Source organism: Pseudomonas nunensis (assembly GCF_024296925.1).
GTDB classification, from domain to species: Bacteria; Pseudomonadota; Gammaproteobacteria; order Pseudomonadales; family Pseudomonadaceae; genus Aquipseudomonas; species Aquipseudomonas nunensis.
Map to the genome: position 1 here is coordinate 889,444 of NZ_CP101125.1, position 21,925 is coordinate 911,368.

The window sequence follows — 21,925 nt, forward strand, 5'->3', positions numbered from 1 at the left end:
TCGATGTTCATGGAGCTTCACTTATGCGTACAGGTTATTTCTCCTCCCTGGTTTTTGCCCTGCTCACCAGCGCCTCTATTGCCGCCATTGCTGCGCCTGCGAGCAAGCCTGAGGCTGTCAATGCGCCGCTGGTAATGGACGTTACCGCCAAGGCACAAGGTGAAAAAATAGATCTGAATGGTGCCGATGCTCCGACGCTGCAGCGTGAGCTGGCAGGTGTCGGCGAAGCCAAGGCCAAGGCGATTGTTGCATATCGTGACACTAATGGGCCGTTTGCATCGGTGGATGAGTTGCTGGAAGTGAAAGGGATCGGCAAAGCGATTCTGGACAGGAATCGCGATAAGCTCGAAGTGAACTAAGCTTTAGAGCTACGCCAAGAGGCCGGTCATTGACCGGCCTTTTTACGTTCTGGACGCCAGCGCCGACGCGCGACCTTTCGTCAGCAAATAAAAAATTACGGCTATCATATGGCAATTGAATTATGCCTATAATAAAAAGCTGAAGCGCTTTGGCGCTCGCTTTCCCTCAAGCATTTTCAGGAGCACTGTCATGAATTCTGCCAAGTCTCAAGGTACAGCTCTCGTCACCGGCGCTTCATCCGGTATCGGCGCAATTTACGCCGAGCGATTGGCGGCGCGTGGTTTTGATCTGTTGTTGGTGGCTCGCGATGAGCAGCGACTGGAAGCGGCGGCGAGTAAGCTGCGCGACGAGCACGGCGTTCAAGTTGAAGTGCTCAAGGCAGACCTGACGCAAAAGGATGAGGTGCTGAAGCTTGAACAACGCCTGCGAAGTGATTCGAGTATCACCCTGCTACTCAACAACGCCGGCGTCGCATCAGATGGTTTGCTGGCCAATGCTGATATGGACCAACTGGAGCGCCTGATACAGCTCAACGTCACCAGCGTTACTCGCCTGGCGTCGGCGGCAGCGGCCAGTTTTGCCAAGGCCGGGCGGGGCACGATCATCAATATTGCGTCGGTCGTCGCCTTGTTCCCTGAGCGGTTCAACGCGACGTATAGCGCCAGCAAGGCGTATGTTCTGAGTCTGACCCAATCGTTGAATGCCGAATTGAACGGCACCGGGGTCCAGGTCCAAGCGGTGTTGCCTGGGGTGACACGCACGGAAATCTGGGAGCGTTCCGGTATCGACGCCAGCGGCATCCCGGCGGAAATGATCATGGAGGCCGGGGAAATGGTCGACGCGGCGCTGTCGGGTCTGGACCAAGGCGAGTTGATTACGATTCCTTCGTTGCCCGACGCTGCCGATTGGGATGCCTTTGTAGCGGCGCGTCTGGTATTGGCACCGAATCTTTCCAAAAGTAAGGCCGCCACGCGTTACAAGTGAGGCGCCATGAATCGGCTTGAGGTAATTGCGGTATGAGTGATCGTCGAGTAGTTGTAACGGGCATGGGCATTGTGTCGCCGCTGGGCACGGGCGTCGAAGCTGTCTGGGCGCGCCTGCTGGCCGGGCGCTCCGGACTGCGAGCGTTGCCGGCTGACGTCGTGGCGGATTTGCCGGCCAAGGTCGGTGGCGCCGTACCGAGCGCAACCGAAGATGCGGAAGCCGGTTTCGATCCAGATCGGGCAATCGCGCCCAAAGAACAGAAGAAGATGGACCGTTTCATTATGTTTGCCATGGAGGCTGCACGTCAGGCGCTGGAGCAGTCCGGTTGGAAAGCGCTGGACGCCAATGCCCAGGAAAGGACGGCCACCATCATCGGTTCTGGCGTGGGTGGATTCGGCGCAATCGCCGATGCAGTGCGCACCACCGACACTCGCGGTCCGCGACGTTTGTCGCCGTTCACCATTCCATCGTTCCTGGTCAATCTCGCGGCCGGCCACGTGTCGATCCAACATGGTTTCAAAGGTCCATTGGGCGCACCGGTCACCGCGTGTGCGGCTGGCGTTCAGGCGATCGGTGATGCGGCGCGGCTCATTCGCTGTGGCGAGGCCGATATTGCCGTGTGCGGCGGGGCAGAGGCGTCAATTGATCGTGTCAGCCTGGCCGGTTTTGCCGCGGCCCGCGCCTTGTCCAGCGGTTTCAACGACACGCCGGAGCGCGCTTCGCGGCCGTTCGACAGTGATCGCGACGGCTTTGTGATGGGGGAGGGTTCCGGTCTACTGGTCATCGAATCCCTGGAACATGCGCTGGCCCGTGGAGCCCAGCCCATCGCGGAACTGGTCGGCTACGGCACCAGTGCCGATGCCTATCACCTGACCGCCGGCCCCGAGGACGGCAGCGGGGCCCGACGGGCGATGTCGCTGGCGTTGGCGCAGGCGGGAATTTCGCCGGCGCAGGTCCAGCATCTGAATGCTCACGCCACCTCGACGCCGGTCGGAGATCTGGGTGAGTTGGCGGCGATCAAGTCATTGTTCGGGACGGACAACAAGATTGCCGTGACCTCGACCAAGTCTGCCACCGGGCATCTGCTCGGCGCCGCCGGCGGGATCGAGGCGATCTTCACGCTGTTGGCCATCCGCGATCAGATCGTGCCTGCGACCCTCAATTTCGAAACGCCGGACCCGGCAGCCGAAGGCGTGGATATCGTCCATGGCGAAGCGCGGTCGATGCCGATCGAATACGCCCTGTCCAACGGCTTCGGCTTCGGCGGGGTGAATGCCAGCGTGCTGTTCAAGCGTTGGCAGGGCTAGTCGCTGGATTGCTTGAGGTGATTGCGAGTGACGTCGAGAATTCGCTGGGCCAGTTCAGCGTTCTCGACACTGCGTGATAGTAAAAGCGCCCCGACCAGCGTCGACATGATGACGATGCTGCGTTCGGCGGCGTTTTCCCCTTCAAGGGTGCCTTGCACCTGTTCCAGTCGCGCGTTAAGCACTGCATCGCTGGTGGGGCTCGCTTGCCCGCGCAACCCGAGTTCCGACGACATGGTCGGCAGGGGACAGCCCTCGTGTGGGGATGTCTTGTGCCATTCGGATAAGTAAGTGTCGATGAACGCATCCAGTGGACGCTCGGAAGCGAACAGCTCGGCGCAAACGCCTTCGACTTGCTCGCCAGCGGCCACCAAGGCCTTTTCCACCAGTTCGTCCTTGGATTTGAAGTGTGAATAAAAGCCGCCGTGGGTCAGCCCCAGCGCTTTCATCAAAGGTTGCAAGCCGGTCGCACCGATTCCGTCGCGGCGAAAGCGTGCTGACGCTTCCTTGATAATGCGTTGGTGGGTCTGGGCTTTATGGTCCTGCGAGTAACGCATCTCTAATCTCCGCGACAATGCGCCATCTTAACCAATGAATGTTGGATGGTGACTGTACTTCTACTCCTAAAAAGCATGCAGATGCGTCGAACCACAAAAAATAAACCCCGCCTTGATGGCGGGGTTTTTTGTCAGCGGTCCTGCGCTTCCTTGGCATCCATTTCCGCATTGCGTTCGGCGACGCGTTTACGTTGCTCTTCGGTCAGATCGACCTTGGTGGCGGTGTCTCGCAACATCATCAAACCGCCAACGATCGAGCCGATTGCAACGACCAGAATCAACCAGGCATACCAGGGCATAGGGCTCTCCTTGAGGGCAGGCCGGTTGGCGGAGTTCGCCAACCGATCGTGCATACCACTTTGAGCGATTAATTTTCGCAGTGGTTCCATTCTATGCCTGATATGCCAGCAACAGCTGCGCTGTTTAAAGCCCGGTCAACATCGCATCCGCCGGCGCATCGGCCCGCAGTTGCGCGGTCAGCATGAAGTACACGAAACCCACCGCCATGAAACCGAGGAAGATCAACCCGATCAACGCGTTGAACCAGGCCATCGCCACCAGGCACACCACCGCCAGCACCAGCGCAATCATCGGCACCAGCGGATAGCACGGCGCACGGAAGGTGCGTTCCAGGTTCGGCTCGGTTTTACGCAATTTGAACAGGCTGAGCATGCTCATGATGTACATCACGATCGCGCCGAACACCGCCATGGTGATCATCGCCGCCGTCAGCGTCATGCCGCCGAGGTTGATCAAACCGTCGCTATAGATAGCGGCGATACCGATCAGGCCACCAGCGATGATCGCCCGGTGCGGCGTCTGGAAGCGCGACAACTTGGCCAGGGATTTCGGCAGGTAACCGGCCCGGGCGAGGGCAAAGAACTGCCGTGAATAGCCAAGGATGATCCCGTGGAAACTCGCCACCAGGCCGAACAGGCCGATCCACACCAGCATGTGCAACCAGCCGGAGCTTTCACCGACCACAGTTTTCATCGCTTGCGGCAGCGGATCGTTGATGTTCGACAGGGTGCGCCAGTCACCAACGCCGCCGGCAAAGAACATCACGCCCATGGCCAGTAGCACCAGGGTCAGGATGCCGCTGATATAAGCCTTCGGAATCGTGCGTTTCGGGTCCTTGGCTTCCTCGGCCGCCATGGCTGCGCCTTCGATAGCGAGGAAAAACCAGATCGCGAACGGGATCGCCGCGAACATCCCGGCAATCGCCGGTGCGCCGAACACATCGGAACCGGCCCAGCCATTCAGGGCGAAGTTACTGAAACTGAACGCCGGGGCGACCACGCCCATGAACACTAGCAGCTCGGCCACGGCCAATACGCAGACGATCAACTCGAAGGTGGCCGCGAGTTTCACCCCGAGGATGTTCAGGCCCATGAACACGATGTAGGCGCCGACCGCCGCGTGCTTCGGATCGAGCGCCGGAAACTGCACATTCAGATAAGCGCCAATCGCCAGTGCGATGGCCGGCGGGGCGAAGACGAATTCGATCAGCGTCGCCAGCCCGGCGATCAATCCACCTTTCTCGCCAAAGGCGCGGCGGCTATAGGCAAACGGACCGCCGGCATGGGGAATCGCGGTGGTCAGCTCGGTGAAACTGAAGATGAAGCAGGTGTACATGGTGGCGACCATGAACGAGGTCACCAGAAAGCCCAATGTGCCCGCTACACCCCAGCCATAACTCCAGCCGAAGTACTCACCGGAAATCACCAGCCCGACCGCGATGCCCCACAGGTGCAGCGTGCCCAGCGTGGGTTTGAGTTGTGTGTTCATGCGTTGCTCCCTGAACGGTTTGGAAAGCTCGGGGGAGGGCATTGCAGTGGGCGTGCCATTTTGTATTTTGGCGTCGTAAAGCGGTTAAAGCTGTCGTATCGGGGATGATCGCGGCGGGATGCGCGCATTTTGTGCGCCAGTTGGGAGCAGTGCCGCCCGTTATGCCGCCTTCGCGAGCAAGCCCGCTCCTACAGGGGATTTGTGAACGACGCAAAACCAATGTGGGAGCGGGCTTGCTCGCGAAGAGGCCGGTCCATGCACCGCAAAACCTCGCTGTAACGCCGCCATAAACCCACTCTTTACGCTTTCTTTATGCCCCGCCACACCCCTCGCTCTCGTTCCTTTACAGCCTTGTTTCCGACAATGACTCCACACGCGGCAATACGCCGTAACACGGAGAACTTCCATGAGCGTTCTGGACGGGGTGTCACTGCTATTGGCAGTGGGGCTGTTCATTTATCTGTTGGTTGCGCTGTTGCGCGCGGACCGGAACTAGGAGCGGCTATGCACAGTTATGACTATTGGCTGATCCTGGCCTTCTTCGCCGTGGTGCTGATCCCGGCACCGTTCCTTGGGCGTTTCTACTACAAGGTCATGGAAGGCCAGCGCACGTGGTTGTCGCCGATCCTCGGCCCGGTCGAGCGCGGCTGTTATCGGGTGGCCGGCGTGGATCCGCAGGCCGAACAGAGCTGGCAGAAATACACCCTGGCCTTGCTCGCCTTCAACCTCGCGGGTTTCTTGCTGTTGTTCGCGATCCTGTTGTTCCAGGATCACTTGCCGCTCAACCCGCAAAACCTGCCGGGCCAGGAGTGGACGCTGGCGTTCAACACCGCCGTCAGCTTCATGACCAACACCAACTGGCAGGCCTACAGCGGTGAAGCGTCCCTGAGCTACCTGAGTCAGATGGTCGGCCTCACCGTGCAGAACTTCGTCAGTGCCGCCACCGGCCTCGCCGTGCTGGTTGCCTTGTGCCGTGGTATCGGTCGCAAGTCGACCAAGAGCCTGGGCAACTTCTGGGTTGACATGACCCGCGCTACCCTCTACGGCCTGCTGCCGCTGTGCCTGCTGCTGGCGCTGTACCTGGTCTGGCAGGGCGTACCGCAAACTTTCGCGCAGTACGTGAATGCGGTAACCATGCAAGGTGTCGATCAGGTCATTCCGCTCGGCCCGGCTGCCAGCCAGATTGCGATCAAGCAACTGGGCACCAACGGCGGTGGCTTCTTCGGCGTCAACTCGGCGCATCCGTTCGAGAACCCGACGGCGTGGAGCAACCTGTTTGAGATGGCCTCGATCATCCTGATCCCGGTGGCCCTGGTGTTCACCTTCGGCCACTACGTGAAGGACCTGCGTCAGAGTCGCGCGATTGTGGCCTGCATGTTCGCGCTGTTCCTGATCGGCGGCGCGACGTCGCTGTGGGCCGAGTACCAACCGAACCCGACCCTGGCCAACGCTGCCGTCGAACAGACCGCACCGCTGGAAGGCAAGGAAGCGCGCTTCGGTACGACGGCGACTGTGCTGTGGTCGGTGACCACGACGGCGGCGTCCAACGGTTCGGTCAACGGCATGCACGACAGCCTTAACCCGCTAAGCGGCATGGTTGCGCTGGTCAACATGATGGTCGGCGAAGTGATCTTCGGCGGCGTTGGTGCCGGGCTCTACGGCATGTTGCTCAACGTTTTGATCGCGGTGTTCCTCGCCGGCCTGATGATCGGCCGCACTCCTGAATACCTCGGCAAGAAACTGCAGGCCAGGGAAGTGCAACTGCTGGTGGTGACCTTGCTGGTAATGCCGGTTGGCGTGCTGGTGCTCGGCGCGATTGCGGCGAGTTTGCCCGGCCCGGCCGGAGCCATCAGTAACCCCGGGCCGCATGGTTTCAGCCAGTTGCTGTACGCCTACACCTCGGCCAGTGCCAACAACGGCTCGGCGTTCGGCGGTATGAGTGCCAATACCCCGTTCCACAACCTGATGCTGGGGCTGGGCATGTTGATCGGTCGCTTCGGTTACATCCTCCCGGTTCTGGCGTTGGCCGGCAGCCTGGCGATGAAGAAAACCGCACCGATCGGCCAGAACAGCTTCCCGACCCATGGCCCGCTGTTCGTGACCTTGTTGACCGTGACCATTTTGCTGGTGGGCGGCCTGACCTTTTTGCCGACCCTGGCGCTGGGCCCAATCGCTGAACATCTGAGCATGGGCTTCTAAGGAGTCAATGATGAATATGCCCGCAACTAAACCGGCGCCTGTCAAAGCCCCGGAACAACCGAAAACCGCGATCTCGGCCCTGTGGCGTCCGGCGCTGGTGCAAGCCTTCGTCAAGCTCGACCCTCGGCAATTGCAGCGCGCGCCGGTGATGCTGGTGGTCGAACTGACCGCCGTGCTGACCACCGTGCTGTGCTTCATTCCCGACAGCGCCGTGCCGACCTTCGTCGCCGCGCAAATCGCGTTGTGGCTGTGGTTCACCGTGCTGTTCGCCAACTTTGCCGAAGCCCTGGCCGAAGGTCGCGGCAAGGCCCGCGCCGACAGCCTCAAGGCGGGCAGCGAAGGTTTGAGCGCCCGCCGTCGGACCTCCAACGGCACCTTCCAGGTGGTGCCCGCCACCAGCCTGCGCAAGGACGATGTGGTGCGCGTCGAAGCCGGGGAAATGATTCCCGGTGACGGCGAGGTGATCGAGGGCATCGCGGCAGTCAACGAAGCGGCGATTACCGGTGAATCCGCGCCGGTGATTCGCGAATCCGGCGGCGACCGTTCGGCCGTCACCGGCAACACCCGGCTGGTGTCCGACTGGCTGCTGGTGCGCATCACCGCCAACCCGGGCGAATCAACCCTGGATCGTATGATTGCGTTGGTCGAAGGCGCCAAACGGCAGAAAACGCCTAATGAAGTGGCGCTCGACATCCTGCTGATCGGCCTGACCCTGATCTTCCTGCTGGTGGTCGTGACCCTGCAACCGTTCGCCCACTTCGCCAATGGCAGCTTGCCGCTGGTGTTCCTGGTGGCGTTATTGGTCACGCTGATCCCGACCACGATTGGTGGTTTGTTGTCGGCCATCGGGATCGCCGGGATGGATCGCCTGGTGCGGCTGAACGTGATCGCCAAATCCGGTCGCGCGGTGGAAGCGGCGGGGGACGTGCACGTCCTGCTGCTGGACAAGACCGGCACCATCACTTTCGGTAACCGTCGTTGCACCGCCGTCTATGCAGCGCCAGGCGTCAACGCGAAAGAACTGGCCGAGGGTGCGTTGTTGGCTTCGCTGGCCGACGATACCGCTGAAGGTAAATCCATTGTCGAGTACCTGCGCGGGACTCATCCGCAGCCCGAGCCGTCCGCCGAGTTGCTGACCGCCGTGCCGTTCAGCGCCGAAACCCGCCTGTCCGGTGTCGACTATCAGGGCCGCGTGTACCGCAAAGGCGCGGTGGATTCGCTGCTGGCCTTCGTCGGTCTGAAGCGTGCCGACCTGGCAGCGTCCCTGTCCCGGGAAATCGACAAGATCGCCCAGAGCGGCGGCACTCCATTGTTGGTCTGCGCCGACGGCAAACTGCTTGGCGCAATTCACCTCAAGGACGTGGTCAAGCCGGGCATTCGCGAACGTTTCGCCGAGCTGCGCAAACTGGGGATTCGTACGGTCATGGTGACCGGCGACAACCCGCTGACTGCGGCGGCGATTGCTGCGGAAGCTGGCGTGGATGACGTGCTGGCCGAAGCCACCCCGGAGAAAAAACTGGCGCGCATTCGCCACGAGCAGAACGACGGTCGCCTGGTTGCCATGTGCGGTGACGGTGCCAACGACGCCCCGGCCCTGGCCCAGGCAGACGTCGGCATGGCGATGAACGACGGCACGCAAGCGGCACGCGAGGCGGCGAACATGGTCGACCTCGACAGCGATCCGACCAAGCTGCTGGACGTGGTGCAGATCGGCAAGGAATTGCTGGTGACTCGCGGCGCGCTGACGACCTTTTCCATCGCCAACGACGTGGCCAAATACTTCGCGATCCTGCCAGCACTGTTCGCCTCGATCTACCCGCAACTCGGCGTGCTCAACGTCATGCACCTGAGCAGCCCGCAGAGCGCGATCCTTTCGGCGATTGTGTTCAACGCCTTGATCATCGTGGTGCTGATTCCACTGGCGTTGCGCGGTGTGCGAGTGCAAGCGGCGAGTGCGGCGGCGTTGTTGCGACGCAACCTGTTGATCTACGGCTTGGGCGGGATTCTGGTGCCGTTCGTGGGCATCAAGGCAATCGACATGCTGTTGACGGCGTTGCATTTGGTTTAACGAGCTATCGGGTGGTGCGGGCTTTTGTGGCGAGGGGGCTTGCCCCCGTTCGATTGCGAAGCAGTCGCCAAACCGATGCATGCGGTATGCCTGAAGAAATGAGATTGCAGGTTATGGGGCTGCTTCGCAATCGAACGGGGGCAAGCCCCCTCGCCACAGGTTGGGGTTTGTTTCCAAGTCTGTGTCTGTATTCAATGAATTCGAGGATTTCGAAATGTCCACAATGATACGTCCGGCCCTGAGCCTGCTGGTGCTGATGACCCTGATCACCGGCGTCGCCTACCCCTTGGTGGTCACTGGCGTTGCGCAAGTCGCGTTCCCGAACCAAGCCAACGGCAGCCTGGTGCGCGACGCCGACGGCAAGGTCCGTGGCTCGTCGCTGATTGCCCAGGATTTCGTCGGTGACGCCTGGTTCCATCCACGGCCATCAGCCGGTGCATTTGCCACCGTGTCGAGCAGCGCCAGTAACCTTTCGCCGAGCAACCCGGCGTTGGCTACTCGAGTGATCGACGATGCCAATAAACTGATCGTGCCAGGCCAGGGCCCGGTGCCGTTGGCGATGTTGACCACCTCCGGCAGCGGCCTTGATCCACACTTGCCACCGGCGGCGATTGCCTATCAACTGGCGCGTGTTGCGGCGGCGCGTAATGTGCCGGTGTCGACGCTTCAGCAACTGCTGAACGCGAATATCGAGCAGCCGCTGGTGGGGCCGCCGGTGGTTAATGTGTTGGCGTTGAATATCGCGCTGGAAAAGTTGTAGATCGGTGGCGCCGCTAATCGCGAGCAAGCTCGCTCCCACAGGGGATCTTCAGCGCCCACACATCCCATGTGGGAGCGAGCTTGCTCGCGATGGCGGCCGCACAATCACCACCACAATAACTGGAAAAAGAGATTCCCAAGCATGAGCGATTCCGGCCGCGCCGACGCATTGTTAGCAGACCTGCCCCGCGATGGCCGTGGCCGGCTCAAGGTGTTCCTTGGCGCCGCGCCCGGTGTCGGCAAGACCTACGCCATGCTGCAAGCCGCCCACACCCAACTGCGCCAGGGCGTGAAAGTCATTGCCGGCGTGGTCGAAACCCACGGTCGCGCCGAAACCGAAGCTCTGCTCGGAGGCTTGCCGCAACAACCGCTGGTGCGCTCGGAATACCGCGGCGTGATGCTTGAAGAAATGGACCTCGACGGCCTGCTCGCAGCCAAGCCGAAACTGGTGCTGGTCGACGAACTGGCCCACAGCAACGCCCCTGGCAGTCGTCACGCCAAGCGTTGGCAAGACATTCAAGAACTGCTCGCCGCCGGCATCGACGTGTACACCACGGTCAACGTCCAGCACCTGGAAAGCCTCAATGATCAAGTGCGCGGCATCACCGGCGTGCAGGTCCGCGAAACCCTGCCGGACTGGGTCCTGCAAGAAGCCTACGAACTGCTGCTGATCGACCTGCCGCCTCGGGAATTGCTGGAGCGTTTGCGTGACGGCAAAGTCTACGTGCCGGAACAGGCGCGGGCGGCGATCGATGCGTTTTTCACCCAGACCAACCTCACTGCCCTGCGCGAAATGGCCATGCAAACCGCTGCGGCCCAGGTCGATGATGATTTGGCCCAGGGTTATCGCCAGCTCGGTCAGGCAGCGCCAGCCGTGCGCGGTCGCTTGTTGGTCGGGGTCGACGGCGATGCCCAGGCCGAGCGCCTGGTGCGCCATGCCAGCCGCGTCGCCCAGCGTCGGCATTTGCCGTGGAGCCTGGTGCATGTGGACAACGGCAGTGTGCGCGACGAGCAATCGCGTCTGCGCCTGCAAAGTGCCCAGCAACTGGCCGAACGCCTCGGTGGCGAAGTCGTTTTGTTGCGCGCCGGCGAGGTGGCGAAAACCCTGATCCAGCACGCCGCCGAACGCCGCGCCAGCCTGGTGTTGGTCGGGCAGTCTCGCCAGCGCTTGCGGCGGCGTTTGTTCGGCGGTGGTCTGGCCTCGCGCTTGCTGCGCGATGCCCGAGGGCTGGAAATCAACGTCCTCGACAGCGATCACGAAGAGCATCAGCCACGCCAGCGTTCGACACATTCACTGGTCTGGTTCGATTACGCACTGGCGGTGGTGGCGACACTGTTGGCGAGTGCGTTGGCCTGGGCCGTGGCGAGTGTCTTGCCGCTGCCGAATATCTCCCTGGTGTTCCTCGCTGCCGTGTTGCTGGTGGCGGTGCGCAGCAGCCTCGGCCCGGCGCTGGCCTGTGCGGCGCTGTCGTTTCTGACCTACGACTTTCTGTTCATTCCGCCGAATTTTTCTTTCAGCATCCAGCGCGAAGAAGACGTGCTGACCTTGCTGTTTTTCCTGTTGATGGCAGCACTCACCGGCAACCTCGCTGCGCGGCAGCGTCGGCAGTTACAGGCCCTGCGCGACACCCAGGAAGAAACCACCGAACTGCTCGATCTGTCGCGCAAACTCACTGCCGCCACCGATCGCCAGGCCGTGGTCAGCGCCGCCGCCCAACACTTGAACGGCTGGAGCGATCTGCAATTGTGCCTGCTCAATCGTGACGGGCAGGGCGGCTGGAAAGTCGAGACCGGTGGCCCACTGGAGTTCTCTGAAGCCGAACGCGCTGCCGCCGATTGGGCTTGGCAACACGATCAACCGGCGGGCGCCGGCACCGGCACGCTGCCGTTCGGTCGTTGGTGGTGGTGGCCGTTGTCGGTCGAGGACGGACCGCTGGGATTACTCGGCGTGTGCGCCAAAGAAGGCCAGACCTTGAGCGGTCAGCGTCGACGTTTGTTGACGGCCCTGAGCCAACCGCTGGCCCAGGCGTTGGCCCGTGCGCAATTGGCCGAGGACCTGGAAGCCGCGCGGTTGCACGGCGAAACCGAGCAATTGCGCAGTGCGCTGCTGGCCTCGGTGTCCCACGATTTGCGCACGCCGTTGACCTCCATGCGCGGCAGCATCGACAGTCTGCTGGCCCTCGGCGAAGCGATCCCGCTGGAGGATCGGCGCGAGTTGCTCGAAGGCACTCGCGATGAAGCCGAACGCCTCGACCGCTACATCCAGAACTTGCTGGACATGACCCGCCTCGGTCACGGCGCGCTGAAACTGGCGCGGGACTGGGTGTCGCCCGCCGACATCGTCGGCAGTTCGCTCAATCGCCTGCGCGCGGTGCTGGCGCCGTTGCAGGTCAGCACCGAAGTGCCGGCCGAGTTGCCGCTGCTCTATGTGCATGCGGCGCTGATCGAGCAGGCGCTGGTCAACGTAATGGAAAACGCTGCACGGTTTTCCCCCGCTCACGGACGCCTGCAAGTGCGCGCCGGGGCCGATGACAGCGAGCTGTTTTTCTCGGTGAGCGATGAAGGTCCGGGGATTCCCGAAGAAGAACGCTCGAAGATTTTTGACATGTTCTACACCGCCGCTCGCGGTGATCGGGGCGGGCAGGGTACCGGGCTGGGCCTGGCGATCTGTCAGGGCATGGTCGGTGCCCATGGCGGACGGATCAGCGTCGCCGACGGCATCGAAGGTCGCGGCACCTGCATCACGTTGCACTTGCCGTTGCAGGCGCAGCCGGCCTTTGAAAATTAAGCGCCGAAAGTGAAGCCTGATCATGCTTGCGCTACTCTCTTGCCACTTCTTTGTGTTGATGTGAATTCATGAGCCAGACCGCGACCATCTTGGTCATCGATGACGAACCGCAGATCCGCAAATTCCTGCGCATCAGCCTCGCCTCCCAGGGCTACAAAGTACTGGAGGCCGGCACTGGCAACGAAGGCCTGGCGCAAGCGGCGCTGAACAAACCCGATCTGCTGGTGCTCGACCTCGGCTTGCCGGACATGGACGGCCAGCAAGTGCTGCGCGAGTTTCGCGAATGGTCGACGGTGCCGGTGTTGGTGTTGTCGGTGCGGGCCAGCGAAGGGCAGAAAGTTGAAGCGCTGGATGGCGGCGCCAACGACTACGTGACCAAGCCGTTCGGCATTCAGGAGTTCCTTGCCCGGGTGCGCGCCTTGTTGCGTCAGGCGCCGGCGGGTGAAGCCCAGCAAGCGGCGTTGACGTTCGGGCCGCTGACTGTGGATCTGGCGTATCGCCGGGTGTTGCTCGACGGCGTCGAAGTCGCGCTGACCCGCAAGGAATACGCGGTGCTGGCGCAACTGGCGCGGCATCCGGGGCGGGTGATTACCCAGCAGCAATTGCTCAAGGACATCTGGGGGCCGACCCATACCGAAGACAGCCACTATCTGCGGATTGTGGTAGGGCATCTGCGCCAGAAACTGGCGGACGATCCGACCCAGCCGCGGTTTATCGTGACCGAGGCGGGGGTGGGGTATCGGTTGTTGAGTGAGGGTGGGATTTAGGTTTTGTGGTGTCTGGTCGGACGCCTTCGCGGGCAAGCCTCGCTCCTACAAGGTCAAGCAAGCCCGTAGGAGCGAGGCTTGCCCGCGAAGAGGCCCTCTCATTCACTCGAGAATCATGAGTTGTCAGCTCTGCTCTTTCTCATACCGATCCATCGTATCCCGCGCAATCTCCCGACCCAACGCGATCAACTCCGGCGCCTTGTAGAACTCGAAAAACCGGCACACCCGCTTTGGCACGTTGATCAGGACGTCCGGTGGATACCCGGCAATCTTGTACTGCGCCAACGAGGTCTGCATCACCTCGAAACTCTGATTGATCAGGTCCAGCAAAGACGCCGGCCCGACGTTGTCGATGATGAACGAACCGGTAGCGGATTTCGGTGCGCCTTCACCTTGCGGGGCGGCCGCCGGTTGCTGGGCTTCGGGTTCGGCGGATTCGATCCACGGATTAATCTCCGCCGCTTCGGCCTTCAGTGCCTCCTGTTCCAGCAACAACAATTGTTCGGCCTGTTTGCGCCGGAACGGCATCTTCGAGCCAAGCGAGTTGATCAGGCTGTTGAACCGCGACTTGAACGCCGCTGGGCGCTCGATCACCGGTAATTGGTAATGCCGCTGGTTGGTCGAGTTGAGGTTGACCGCGATGATCAGATCACAATGGCTCGACACCACCGGCACAATCGGCAACGGGTTGAGCAAACCGCCATCCACCAGCATGCGATTGCCCTGCATTACCGGTGTGAACAGGCTGGGAATCGCCGCTGAGGCGCGAATAGCCTGGTGCAGGCAGCCGGCCTGGAACCAGATTTCCTGCTGGTTAGTCAGGTCGGTAGCCACCGCCGTGTAGGGAATGCGCAGGTCTTCGATATTGATCTCGCCGACGATCTTGCGAATCTGGCCGAAGACTTTCTCGCCGCGAATGGCGCCCAGGCGAAAACTCACGTCCACCAGACGCAACACATCAAGGTAGTCCAGACTTTCGATCCAGTTGCGATATTCGTCGAGTTTGCCGGCGGCATAAATCCCGCCGACCACGGCGCCCATGGAGCAACCGGCGATGCAGGCGATGTCGTAGCCACGCCGTTCGATCTCTTCAATGACACCGATATGCGCGTAGCCCCGGGCTCCACCCGAGCCCAGCACCAGTGCGACACGCTTTTTCATTAACCGCCCTCGTCTGACAAGGTTCAACAATGCACCCATCGAGGGGCGCGCTTCAATCGGTAAGGTCGTTTGCCGGGGCGGGGGCGTCGTTTTTTCGACACTGCATGGCGCCAGATGGGTATGCTCGCGAGCGCTATAGTTTGTACGGGCGGTGCAAGGCACTTTTTGCGCGGCGCACCGTCTTACTTGCACGACTGTTTATCTATCTTTGAGGTGTTATCGATGAAAGCCTGGATCTGTGTGCCTTTGATTGCCCTGGCTCTGGCCGGTTGTGCTGGCAAAACTGCTTACCGCGACAGCTGCGGCACCCAGATCGATGCGGCCTGGCATGAGCTGGACCTGGCCAAGGCCGAAGGTTTCGCCGGCACCGTCAGTTACTCCAAGGCCCTGTCGCTGTTGACCGGCGCCAAGACCCAGCAGCAATTCGAAGCCTATGAAGGCTGCACCAGCAAAGCTGAAAAGGCGCGTTTCTATATTCGTGAGTCGCGCGCCGGTCGATAAGCGCATGATGTAGCTCAATGCCTGCGGCATGCGCCGCAGGCAGGATGAGATTGAGCGCGATAACGGAAACTCGATTCAGGGAGCAAGTGATGTCTGCCTTGGTTGACCGGTTGGTGGCTCAGGTCTTGAGCATTGAAGTTCGTCTGCTGGCCTGCCAGGCACGCTTGAGTGCTCGCACCGATCCGGAGGCGCTGCACGATTTGCGCACCACGGTTCGGCGCTTGCGCAGTCTGTTGCGACCGTTGCGCGGTTTGCCCGGGGTCGAGCAACTGGAAAGCGCGGCGTCCGGGGTCGGTGAGTTGACCACGCCGCTGCGCGATCGCGAAGTGCTGGCGGCGTACTTGCTCCAGCACGGTCAACCCGAGGCGGCGCAGCGGCGCATGGCGCAAATGGATGTGGCTTATCCGACCGTTGCGACCAGCCCGCAAGTGATTCAACTGCTGATGATCCTCGACGCTTTTCCGCGTTTCCTGCGGGCCTCCCAGCGTCAGGGGCTGCTCAAGGGCTTGCGCCAACGTATCGAAAAGCGCCTGGCCAAGCAGTGGAAAAAACTGGATGAGGCTTTGCACGATCCGGCCCATGATCGCCATCGTTTGCGTTTGTTGATCAAGCGCGTGCGCTATGGCATCGAGGCCTATCCCGAACTGGATCGCCTGCCGAAAGCGGCGATGCCACGGCTCAAATCGGCCCAGGCTGCGTTGGGCGATTGGCACGATTGCTGGCAGTGGTTGCTGCGGGCCGAACAGGAGGCGGATTTACTGCCTTGTGTGGCGGTCTGGAAAATCACCATGGCCAAGGCTGAAGGCCGCGCCGACCGCGTGCTCGATAAACTCAGCAAGGCCTGCTTCAAATCCTGAGAACACCACAAAATCCAATGTGGGAGCGGGCTTGCTCGCGAATGCGGTGTGTCAGTCACCACCTGTATTGACTGACACACCGCATTCGCGAGCAAGCCCGCTCCCACAAGGGATCTATGTTGGATTTGGAATTGCGTCCTATCTGTCAGTCTCTTTGTCCGGAATAAGCGCTGTATCCCCTCCGCAGGCTGGTTAAGATCCCTTCATTCTTTTCCCGCATTCTTGAGGTTCCCATGCGCTTTTCCGATCTGCTTGACGCTGTGCGCAGTCAACCGCAGGCGTTGTCCATTCCTGCCGAATGGGGCCAGGGCCGGGCCAGTTTTGGTGGCCTGATCGCCGCGTTGCAATACGAAGCCATGCGCGCGAAAGTCCCGGCGGATCGTCCGGTGCGTTCGCTGGCGATCACCTTTGTCGGCCCGGTCGAGCCGGATGTGCCAGTCAGTTTTGAAGTCGATGTCTTGCGCGAAGGCAAGGCTGTCAGCCAAGTACTGGGCCGGGTAATGCAGAAAGGTCAGGTGGTGACGTTGGTCCAAGGCAGCTTCGGCGCCTCGCGACCGTCCGAAGTGGCCGTGGCGGCCCAGCCTGCACCCGAGATGAAACACTGGGACGATTGCCAGGAACTGCCTTACATCAAAGGCGTGACCCCGGAATTCATGAAACATCTGGCGATGCGCTGGAGCGTCGGCGGGTTGCCGTTCACCGGGAATAAATCCCGGGACATGGGCGGTTGGGTGCGCTTGCGCGGCGATGTGAAGGAAGAAGCGCTGAGCGAGGCCTACATTCTCGCGCTGGTCGATGCCTGGCCGCCGGCCTTGTTGCCGCACCTGAACAAACCGGCGGCGGGCAGCACGCTGACCTGGACCATCGAATTCGTCCAGCCGCTGCTGGCGCTGAACACGCTGGACTGGTGCAAATACCTGGTGGACATCGAACTCGCCCGTGACGGCTACGGCCACGCGGCAGCGAAGCTGTGGAGCGCTGACGGTCAGTTGATCGCCATGAGCCGGCAGACTGTGACGATCTTCGCCTGACTCACCGGTGGTGGCGCTTACGCCAAGCGCGCCACCAGCCGCCGCTGAGGAAAAACCGTGGGAAGGTCAGGAACTGCTCGACCAGCAAGCGTGACATCGCATCTTTGCGATCAGTGAACGGCTCGGAGGCTTGCGCCTCCAGGCTGTGACCGTGGCGCTGCAAGCCCAACGCGGCGATGACGCCAATCACGCCGATCACGACATTCAGCAAGCTCAAGCTGAACACCCCGGACACTATCAACAGAAACCCGATGATGAACAACGGCACCGCGATCAGGTGTATCGCCAGGTTGGTCGGGTGCTGATGATTGTGCGGGTAGGACTTCCATTGCCAGGCCGGAAGGTTGGGGTGACGTTTGCCCATGATGAAACTCCTCAAATCCATGTTGAACACAGGCTTGAAGAATAGGCGCGGTGCTGGAGGGCGGCGAATCAAGGTTGGCTATCGAAGTGATAGGGGTAATGACAGAAATTGATGTTGACGGGGCGGACGCCTTCGCGGGCAAGCCTCGCTCCTACAGGGGATCGCGGTCTACTGTAGGAGCGAGGCTTGCCCGCGAAGAGTCCCTCAGAGTTTCAACTGCCCGATCGCCTTGCTTAACTCCCCAGCCAACGTCGCCAACTCATTACTGGTATTCGCCGAATCCACGGTCTGCTGCACAGTATTCTCGGTCACGTCACGAATGCTCACCACCGAGCGATTCATCTCCTCCGCCACATGACTCTGCTGCTCGGCAGCCACGGCGATTTGCGTGTTGCTCTCACGCATCTGCGCCACCGCGCTGGTGATTTGCGCCAGTGCGGCGCCGGCCTCTTGAGCCTGCTGGACGCAGTCGTCAGCCTTGAACGAGCTTTCCTGCATGAAATCCACGGCATCCCGCGTCCCGGCCTGCAAGGCTGAAACCATCAAGGTGATTTCGTCGGTAGAAGTTTGCACACGCTTGGCCAGGTTGCGCACTTCATCGGCCACCACCGCAAAACCACGGCCCATTTCCCCGGCCCGCGCAGCCTCGATGGCGGCGTTGAGCGCCAGCAGATTGGTTTGCTCGGCGATGCTGTGAATCACACTGACCACGCCATTGATCTTCTGACTGTCCTCGGCCAGGCGCTGGATCATCTCGGCGGTCTGTTGCACGCCGCTGGACAAACCGGCAATCGACTTCTGCACCCGGCTGACCACTTCCTGGCCACTGCCGGCCAGGGTGTCGGCGCTTTGCGAAAGGTCGCGGGTGGCGCCGGCGTGCTGGGCGATGTGATAAACCGTGGCGGTCATTTCATTGATCGCGGTGGCGGCCTGATCGGTTTCGCTTTGCTGACCGAGCATGCCGTGGCGCACGTCGTTCATGCTCGCCGCCAATCGCGCCGCACCGACGTCCAGCTGCTTGGCGGTATTGGCGACGGTGTTGACCACCCGCTGATAACCGGCCTGCATCGCATTGAACGCATTGGCCATCTGCCCGACTTCATCCTTGCAAGCCAGTGGCACGCGGGCGGACAGGTCGCCGGTTTTCTCGACGTGCAGCATCACGTCTTTCAAGGTGTTGAGCTGGCTGAGCAAGAAGCGGATCAGCAATTGCGAAGCGCCGAGCATCGCCAGCATCAGGATCGCCACCGCCATCGCGTAATTGAAGAAGCGCTCACTGAGCACCTGACTCAGGCTTGGACCGTAGGCGATCACCGCGACTTGCTGGCCATCGGCGCGACTGAACACCTCGGCCCCCATCAACGGGTTGTCGCCGAACAGCGGCAGGGTATTGATCTCGATCCAACCGTTGTTGGTATCGGTCAGTTCAAGGACTGGTTGATCGTTCAGCCGTGGTGCCTGGCCGTGACTGAACGTCAGCACGTTGTCGGCCTTGGGCAGCGGCTGCCCGACGGGCCAGGCGCTGAGTAAACGCGCCTGTGCCTGGGCCGACGCCTGGGACGCGTGGCTGCGGGCCTGCTGTTCGAGTTGTACGGCGTACAACACCAACAGCAGGGTAGTGACGAAGGCGACCGCATTGACCGCCCAGAATTTGTATTTCAGCGAGATGTTGCTAAGCCAGGCACCCATAGGAAGGTCTTCTCTGATAGCGGAAACAGCATTGGCAAGGTGCCAGTATTGTGCCGCTATGCAGGGGGTTGGATTTGACGTAGGTCAACAACCCGCACACTGATGTTATGGGCCAACACCAATCCCCTGTGGGAGCGGGCTTGCTCGCGAATGCGGTGGGTCAGTCGCCACATGCACTGACTGACACTCCGCTTTCGCGAGCAAGCCCGCTCCCACAAGGGGAGTTGGGGCTACTGGGGAATTGAGGGAAGACGAAAGAATGCCCGCGCACAAGCCGTCGTATGCGCCGCCAAGTCCTCTTCGCTCTCTTCGCGATGCAACGCCACTTCACGCAGCACTTCAGTCAGATACGCCGGCTCGTTACGCCCATTCTTCGGCTTCGGCCGCAAACTGCGCGGCAGCAGATACGGCGCATCGCTCTCCAGCATCAACCGGCCGCGCTTGATCTCTTTCACCAGCGGATGCAGGTGCGTGCCCCGACGCTCGTCGCAGATCCAGCCCGTAATGCCGATGTGCAGATCCAGGTCGAGGTAGCTGAACAGCGCTTTCTTTTCACCGGTGAAGCAATGCACTACGGCGGCCGGCAACTGATCGCGGTAGTCCCGCAGGATTTCCAGCAGGCGCTGGCTGGCATCGCGCTCATGCAGGAACACCGGCAATTGCAGCTCGACGGCCATGGCCAGATGCTGTTCAAGGACCTTTTCCTGCTGCGGGCGCGGTGAGAAGTCGCGGTTGAAATCCAGCCCGCATTCGCCCACGGCGACCATGTTCGGCTCCTTGAGCAAACTGCGCAGGCGTTGTTCGCTGTCGGCGTTCCAGTCGCTGGCGGAGTGGGGGTGAATGCCGGCGGTGGCGAACAGCCGTTGTGCGCTTTCATCCAGTTGCCGACACAGCTCCAGCGCCTGTTCGCTGCCGTCGACGCTGGTCCCGGTCAGCACCAATTGGCAGACCCCGGCCGCGTAGGCGCGATCAAGTACTGCCTGGTGTTTATCGTCAAAACTGGGGTTGGTCAGGTTGACGCCGATATCGATGAGTTGCATGGTGCTACCTCGGACCAAAGGCCGGAAAGCATATCAGAGCTGTAGATTTATAAGAAAAGCCAAGAACTACAACGAGTTGAAGCTGTCTCTTGATGCCGCGAGACAGGTCGGGTTGGTGAAACTGCCATCACTGTGCCAGTCTTGCGCACGTTGCCAGCGCTCCAGGCGCTCTGTTTCTGTCGTTCGATGTCATGAATTTTCGTGAGGTCGGCCAGTATTCTTTCCGGAGAGTGGATGACACGTCCCTCGGTTTTGCTACTGCTGTGTTGTTCGTTGCTGCTGCCGTTGCCGGCGGTTGCGCGTCTGGCCGGACCGCTGCAAGCCGTGCCGGCCACCAAGGTGCGCGACCTGGCGGAAATCCGCAGCAGCCGTGTGCTGAAAGTCCTGGTCAACCAGAGCCGTAACAGCTCCGGCGAAGTCCAGGGCCAGGCCATCGGCGTCGAATATCATCGCCTGCGCGCCTTCGAGCAATACCTCAACGGTCATGCTCGCGACGGCCAGGAAATCACCCTCAAGATCATCCCCAAAGCCAAGGATCAACTGCTCGGCGCGTTGCAGCGCGGCGAGGGCGATCTGGTGGCGCCGGGAGAACTGCTCGATCCGCAATCCGGCCACGCGGTCAGTACCAGCGAACCGATTGCCAGCAACGTGCCGCTGATCCTGGTCGGCATCAAGGGCGAACGCCGCTACACGAAACTCGAACAACTCTCCGGCAAGACCCTGGCGTTGCCCACGGGCAGTGCCGCCGGGGATGCGGTCAGCCAGATCAACCAGAAACTTGCCCTGCACAAACTGGCGCCGATAACCGTCGAGTGGGTCGATCCGAGTCTGGCGGTCGAGGATGTGCTGGAAATGGTCCAGGGTGGCATCTTCCACCTGACCATCGTCGAGCAACCGATCGCCGAGCGCTGGGGCAAGATCCTGCCCAAGTTGCGCTTCGATCGGCAGTTGCTGATCAGCGAACCGGGTGAGGAATACTGGTTCGTGCGTCGCGATGCGTCGATGCTGCGGGCCAGTATCGATCGCTTCCTGACCACCTATAAAAAGCCGTCGGATGAGGACGTGGCATTCTTGCGTATCTACCGACGGCTGTATCAAGTCCACTATCCGCTGGCGAAGGCTGACCGGCAGCGTCTGGAAAAACTCCGCCCGGTGTTGCAGAAACACGCAGATGCCCAAGGCATGGATTGGCTGAACCTGGCGGCGCTGGCGTTCAAGGAGTCGGCGCTGCAACCCGAGGCTCGCGGTGGTGGCGGCCCGACCGGCCTGATGCAGATCACCCCGTCCGCCGCCCAGCGCGTCGGGGTCAACAACATTCAGAACCTCGACGCCAATGTGCAGGCCGGGGCCAAGTACCTGGCGATGATCCGTCGCAAATTCTTCTCCAGCCCCAAACTCAATGAGCGCGAGCGTATGGCGTTTGTGCTGGCAGCCTACAACATAGGACCGGAACGGGTTCAGGGCATGCGCGCCGAGGCCCGGCGCCGTGGCTTGAATCCGAATCAGTGGTTCTTCCAGGTCGAGCGCATTGCAATGGAGCAGGTGGGGATGAGCGCCGTCAGCTATGTTAATAGCGTGAACAAGTATTACTTGGCGTTCGATCGGGAGCGGGAGTCGTTGGAGCCTCAGGGGCAAAAAGTCGCCTCACGGAAATGATCGACTAAACTGATGGTTATGGCGAAATATTTGCGCTTTTATCATTCGATTT

General features: G+C 61.1%; 20 protein-coding genes. 13 read left to right on the forward strand and 7 right to left on the reverse strand.

Annotated elements, in window-relative coordinates:
- Positions 1-23 precede the first annotated feature (23 nt).
- From NK667_RS04075 to fabF, 3 genes are all read left to right on the forward strand, one after another.
- Complete coding sequence (locus NK667_RS04075; protein ID WP_054051953.1) at positions 24-359, forward strand: ComEA family DNA-binding protein; 336 nt, start codon at positions 24-26, stop codon at positions 357-359.
- Between the two features lie 190 nt (positions 360-549).
- Positions 550-1,344, forward strand: a complete 795-nt coding sequence (locus NK667_RS04080; protein WP_054613912.1) for an SDR family NAD(P)-dependent oxidoreductase — start codon at positions 550-552, stop codon at positions 1,342-1,344.
- Between the two features lie 32 nt (positions 1,345-1,376).
- Complete coding sequence (gene fabF / locus NK667_RS04085) at positions 1,377-2,651, forward strand: beta-ketoacyl-ACP synthase II (RefSeq protein ID WP_054051957.1); 1,275 nt, start codon at positions 1,377-1,379, stop codon at positions 2,649-2,651.
- Here the strand turns inward: fabF and NK667_RS04090 are convergent.
- The 3 genes from NK667_RS04090 to eat form a co-directional block, all read right to left on the reverse strand.
- On the reverse strand, positions 2,648-3,205 hold the full coding sequence (locus NK667_RS04090; RefSeq protein ID WP_054051959.1) for a TetR/AcrR family transcriptional regulator: 558 nt from the start codon (positions 3,203-3,205) through the stop codon (positions 2,648-2,650). The genes fabF and NK667_RS04090 overlap by 4 nt on opposite strands.
- Before the next feature lie 131 nt (positions 3,206-3,336).
- On the reverse strand, positions 3,337-3,504 hold the full coding sequence (locus tag NK667_RS04095) for a DUF2897 family protein (protein WP_081744012.1): 168 nt from the start codon (positions 3,502-3,504) through the stop codon (positions 3,337-3,339).
- Positions 3,505-3,628: 124 nt separating this feature from the next.
- A complete protein-coding gene (gene eat / locus NK667_RS04100; RefSeq protein WP_054051961.1) occupies positions 3,629-4,993 on the reverse strand; it encodes an ethanolamine permease in 1,365 nt (454 codons plus the stop codon).
- A 406-nt stretch (positions 4,994-5,399) separates the two neighbouring features.
- Between eat and kdpF the strand changes: the two genes are divergently transcribed.
- The 6 genes from kdpF (at position 5,400) to NK667_RS04130 (ending at position 13,574) form a co-directional block, all read left to right on the forward strand.
- Complete coding sequence (kdpF, locus tag NK667_RS04105; RefSeq protein ID WP_007899818.1) at positions 5,400-5,489, forward strand: K(+)-transporting ATPase subunit F; 90 nt, start codon at positions 5,400-5,402, stop codon at positions 5,487-5,489.
- Positions 5,490-5,497: 8 nt separating this feature from the next.
- Complete coding sequence (gene kdpA, locus NK667_RS04110) at positions 5,498-7,192, forward strand: potassium-transporting ATPase subunit KdpA (protein WP_054613913.1); 1,695 nt, start codon at positions 5,498-5,500, stop codon at positions 7,190-7,192.
- A 10-nt stretch (positions 7,193-7,202) separates the two neighbouring features.
- Positions 7,203-9,260, forward strand: coding sequence for a potassium-transporting ATPase subunit KdpB (gene kdpB / locus NK667_RS04115; protein ID WP_054613914.1), 2,058 nt, complete (start codon positions 7,203-7,205; stop codon positions 9,258-9,260).
- 214 nt (positions 9,261-9,474) lie between these two features.
- On the forward strand, positions 9,475-10,020 hold the full coding sequence (gene kdpC, locus NK667_RS04120; protein ID WP_054613915.1) for a potassium-transporting ATPase subunit KdpC: 546 nt from the start codon (positions 9,475-9,477) through the stop codon (positions 10,018-10,020).
- A gap of 141 nt (positions 10,021-10,161) precedes the next feature.
- A complete protein-coding gene (locus NK667_RS04125) occupies positions 10,162-12,807 on the forward strand; it encodes a sensor histidine kinase (RefSeq protein ID WP_054613916.1) in 2,646 nt (881 codons plus the stop codon).
- Positions 12,808-12,875: 68 nt separating this feature from the next.
- Positions 12,876-13,574, forward strand: a complete 699-nt coding sequence (locus tag NK667_RS04130) for a response regulator (RefSeq protein WP_054613917.1) — start codon at positions 12,876-12,878, stop codon at positions 13,572-13,574.
- 123 nt (positions 13,575-13,697) lie between these two features.
- On the opposite strand, the gene NK667_RS04135 is transcribed toward NK667_RS04130, so the two are convergent.
- Positions 13,698-14,735, reverse strand: coding sequence for a patatin-like phospholipase family protein (locus tag NK667_RS04135; protein WP_054051972.1), 1,038 nt, complete (start codon positions 14,733-14,735; stop codon positions 13,698-13,700).
- A 222-nt stretch (positions 14,736-14,957) separates the two neighbouring features.
- Between NK667_RS04135 and NK667_RS04140 the strand changes: the two genes are divergently transcribed.
- From NK667_RS04140 to NK667_RS04150, 3 genes are all read left to right on the forward strand, one after another.
- On the forward strand, positions 14,958-15,236 hold the full coding sequence (locus NK667_RS04140) for a hypothetical protein (protein ID WP_054051974.1): 279 nt from the start codon (positions 14,958-14,960) through the stop codon (positions 15,234-15,236).
- An 89-nt stretch (positions 15,237-15,325) separates the two neighbouring features.
- Positions 15,326-16,093, forward strand: a complete 768-nt coding sequence (locus tag NK667_RS04145; protein ID WP_054613918.1) for a CHAD domain-containing protein — start codon at positions 15,326-15,328, stop codon at positions 16,091-16,093.
- A 233-nt stretch (positions 16,094-16,326) separates the two neighbouring features.
- Positions 16,327-17,124, forward strand: coding sequence for an acyl-CoA thioesterase (locus NK667_RS04150; RefSeq protein ID WP_054613919.1), 798 nt, complete (start codon positions 16,327-16,329; stop codon positions 17,122-17,124).
- 1 nt (position 17,125) lies between these two features.
- On the opposite strand, the gene NK667_RS04155 is transcribed toward NK667_RS04150, so the two are convergent.
- The 3 genes from NK667_RS04155 to NK667_RS04170 form a co-directional block, all read right to left on the reverse strand.
- Positions 17,126-17,488, reverse strand: coding sequence for an Mpo1-like protein (locus tag NK667_RS04155; protein WP_054051980.1), 363 nt, complete (start codon positions 17,486-17,488; stop codon positions 17,126-17,128).
- Between the two features lie 204 nt (positions 17,489-17,692).
- Entirely contained in the window at positions 17,693-19,177 is a 1,485-nt protein-coding gene (locus NK667_RS04160; protein ID WP_054613920.1) for a methyl-accepting chemotaxis protein, read from the reverse strand.
- A gap of 230 nt (positions 19,178-19,407) precedes the next feature.
- A complete protein-coding gene (locus NK667_RS04170; protein ID WP_054051984.1) occupies positions 19,408-20,217 on the reverse strand; it encodes a TatD family hydrolase in 810 nt (269 codons plus the stop codon).
- 234 nt (positions 20,218-20,451) lie between these two features.
- Between NK667_RS04170 and NK667_RS04175 the strand changes: the two genes are divergently transcribed.
- Positions 20,452-21,873, forward strand: a complete 1,422-nt coding sequence (locus tag NK667_RS04175) for an MltF family protein (RefSeq protein WP_054613921.1) — start codon at positions 20,452-20,454, stop codon at positions 21,871-21,873.
- Positions 21,874-21,925 lie beyond the last annotated feature (52 nt).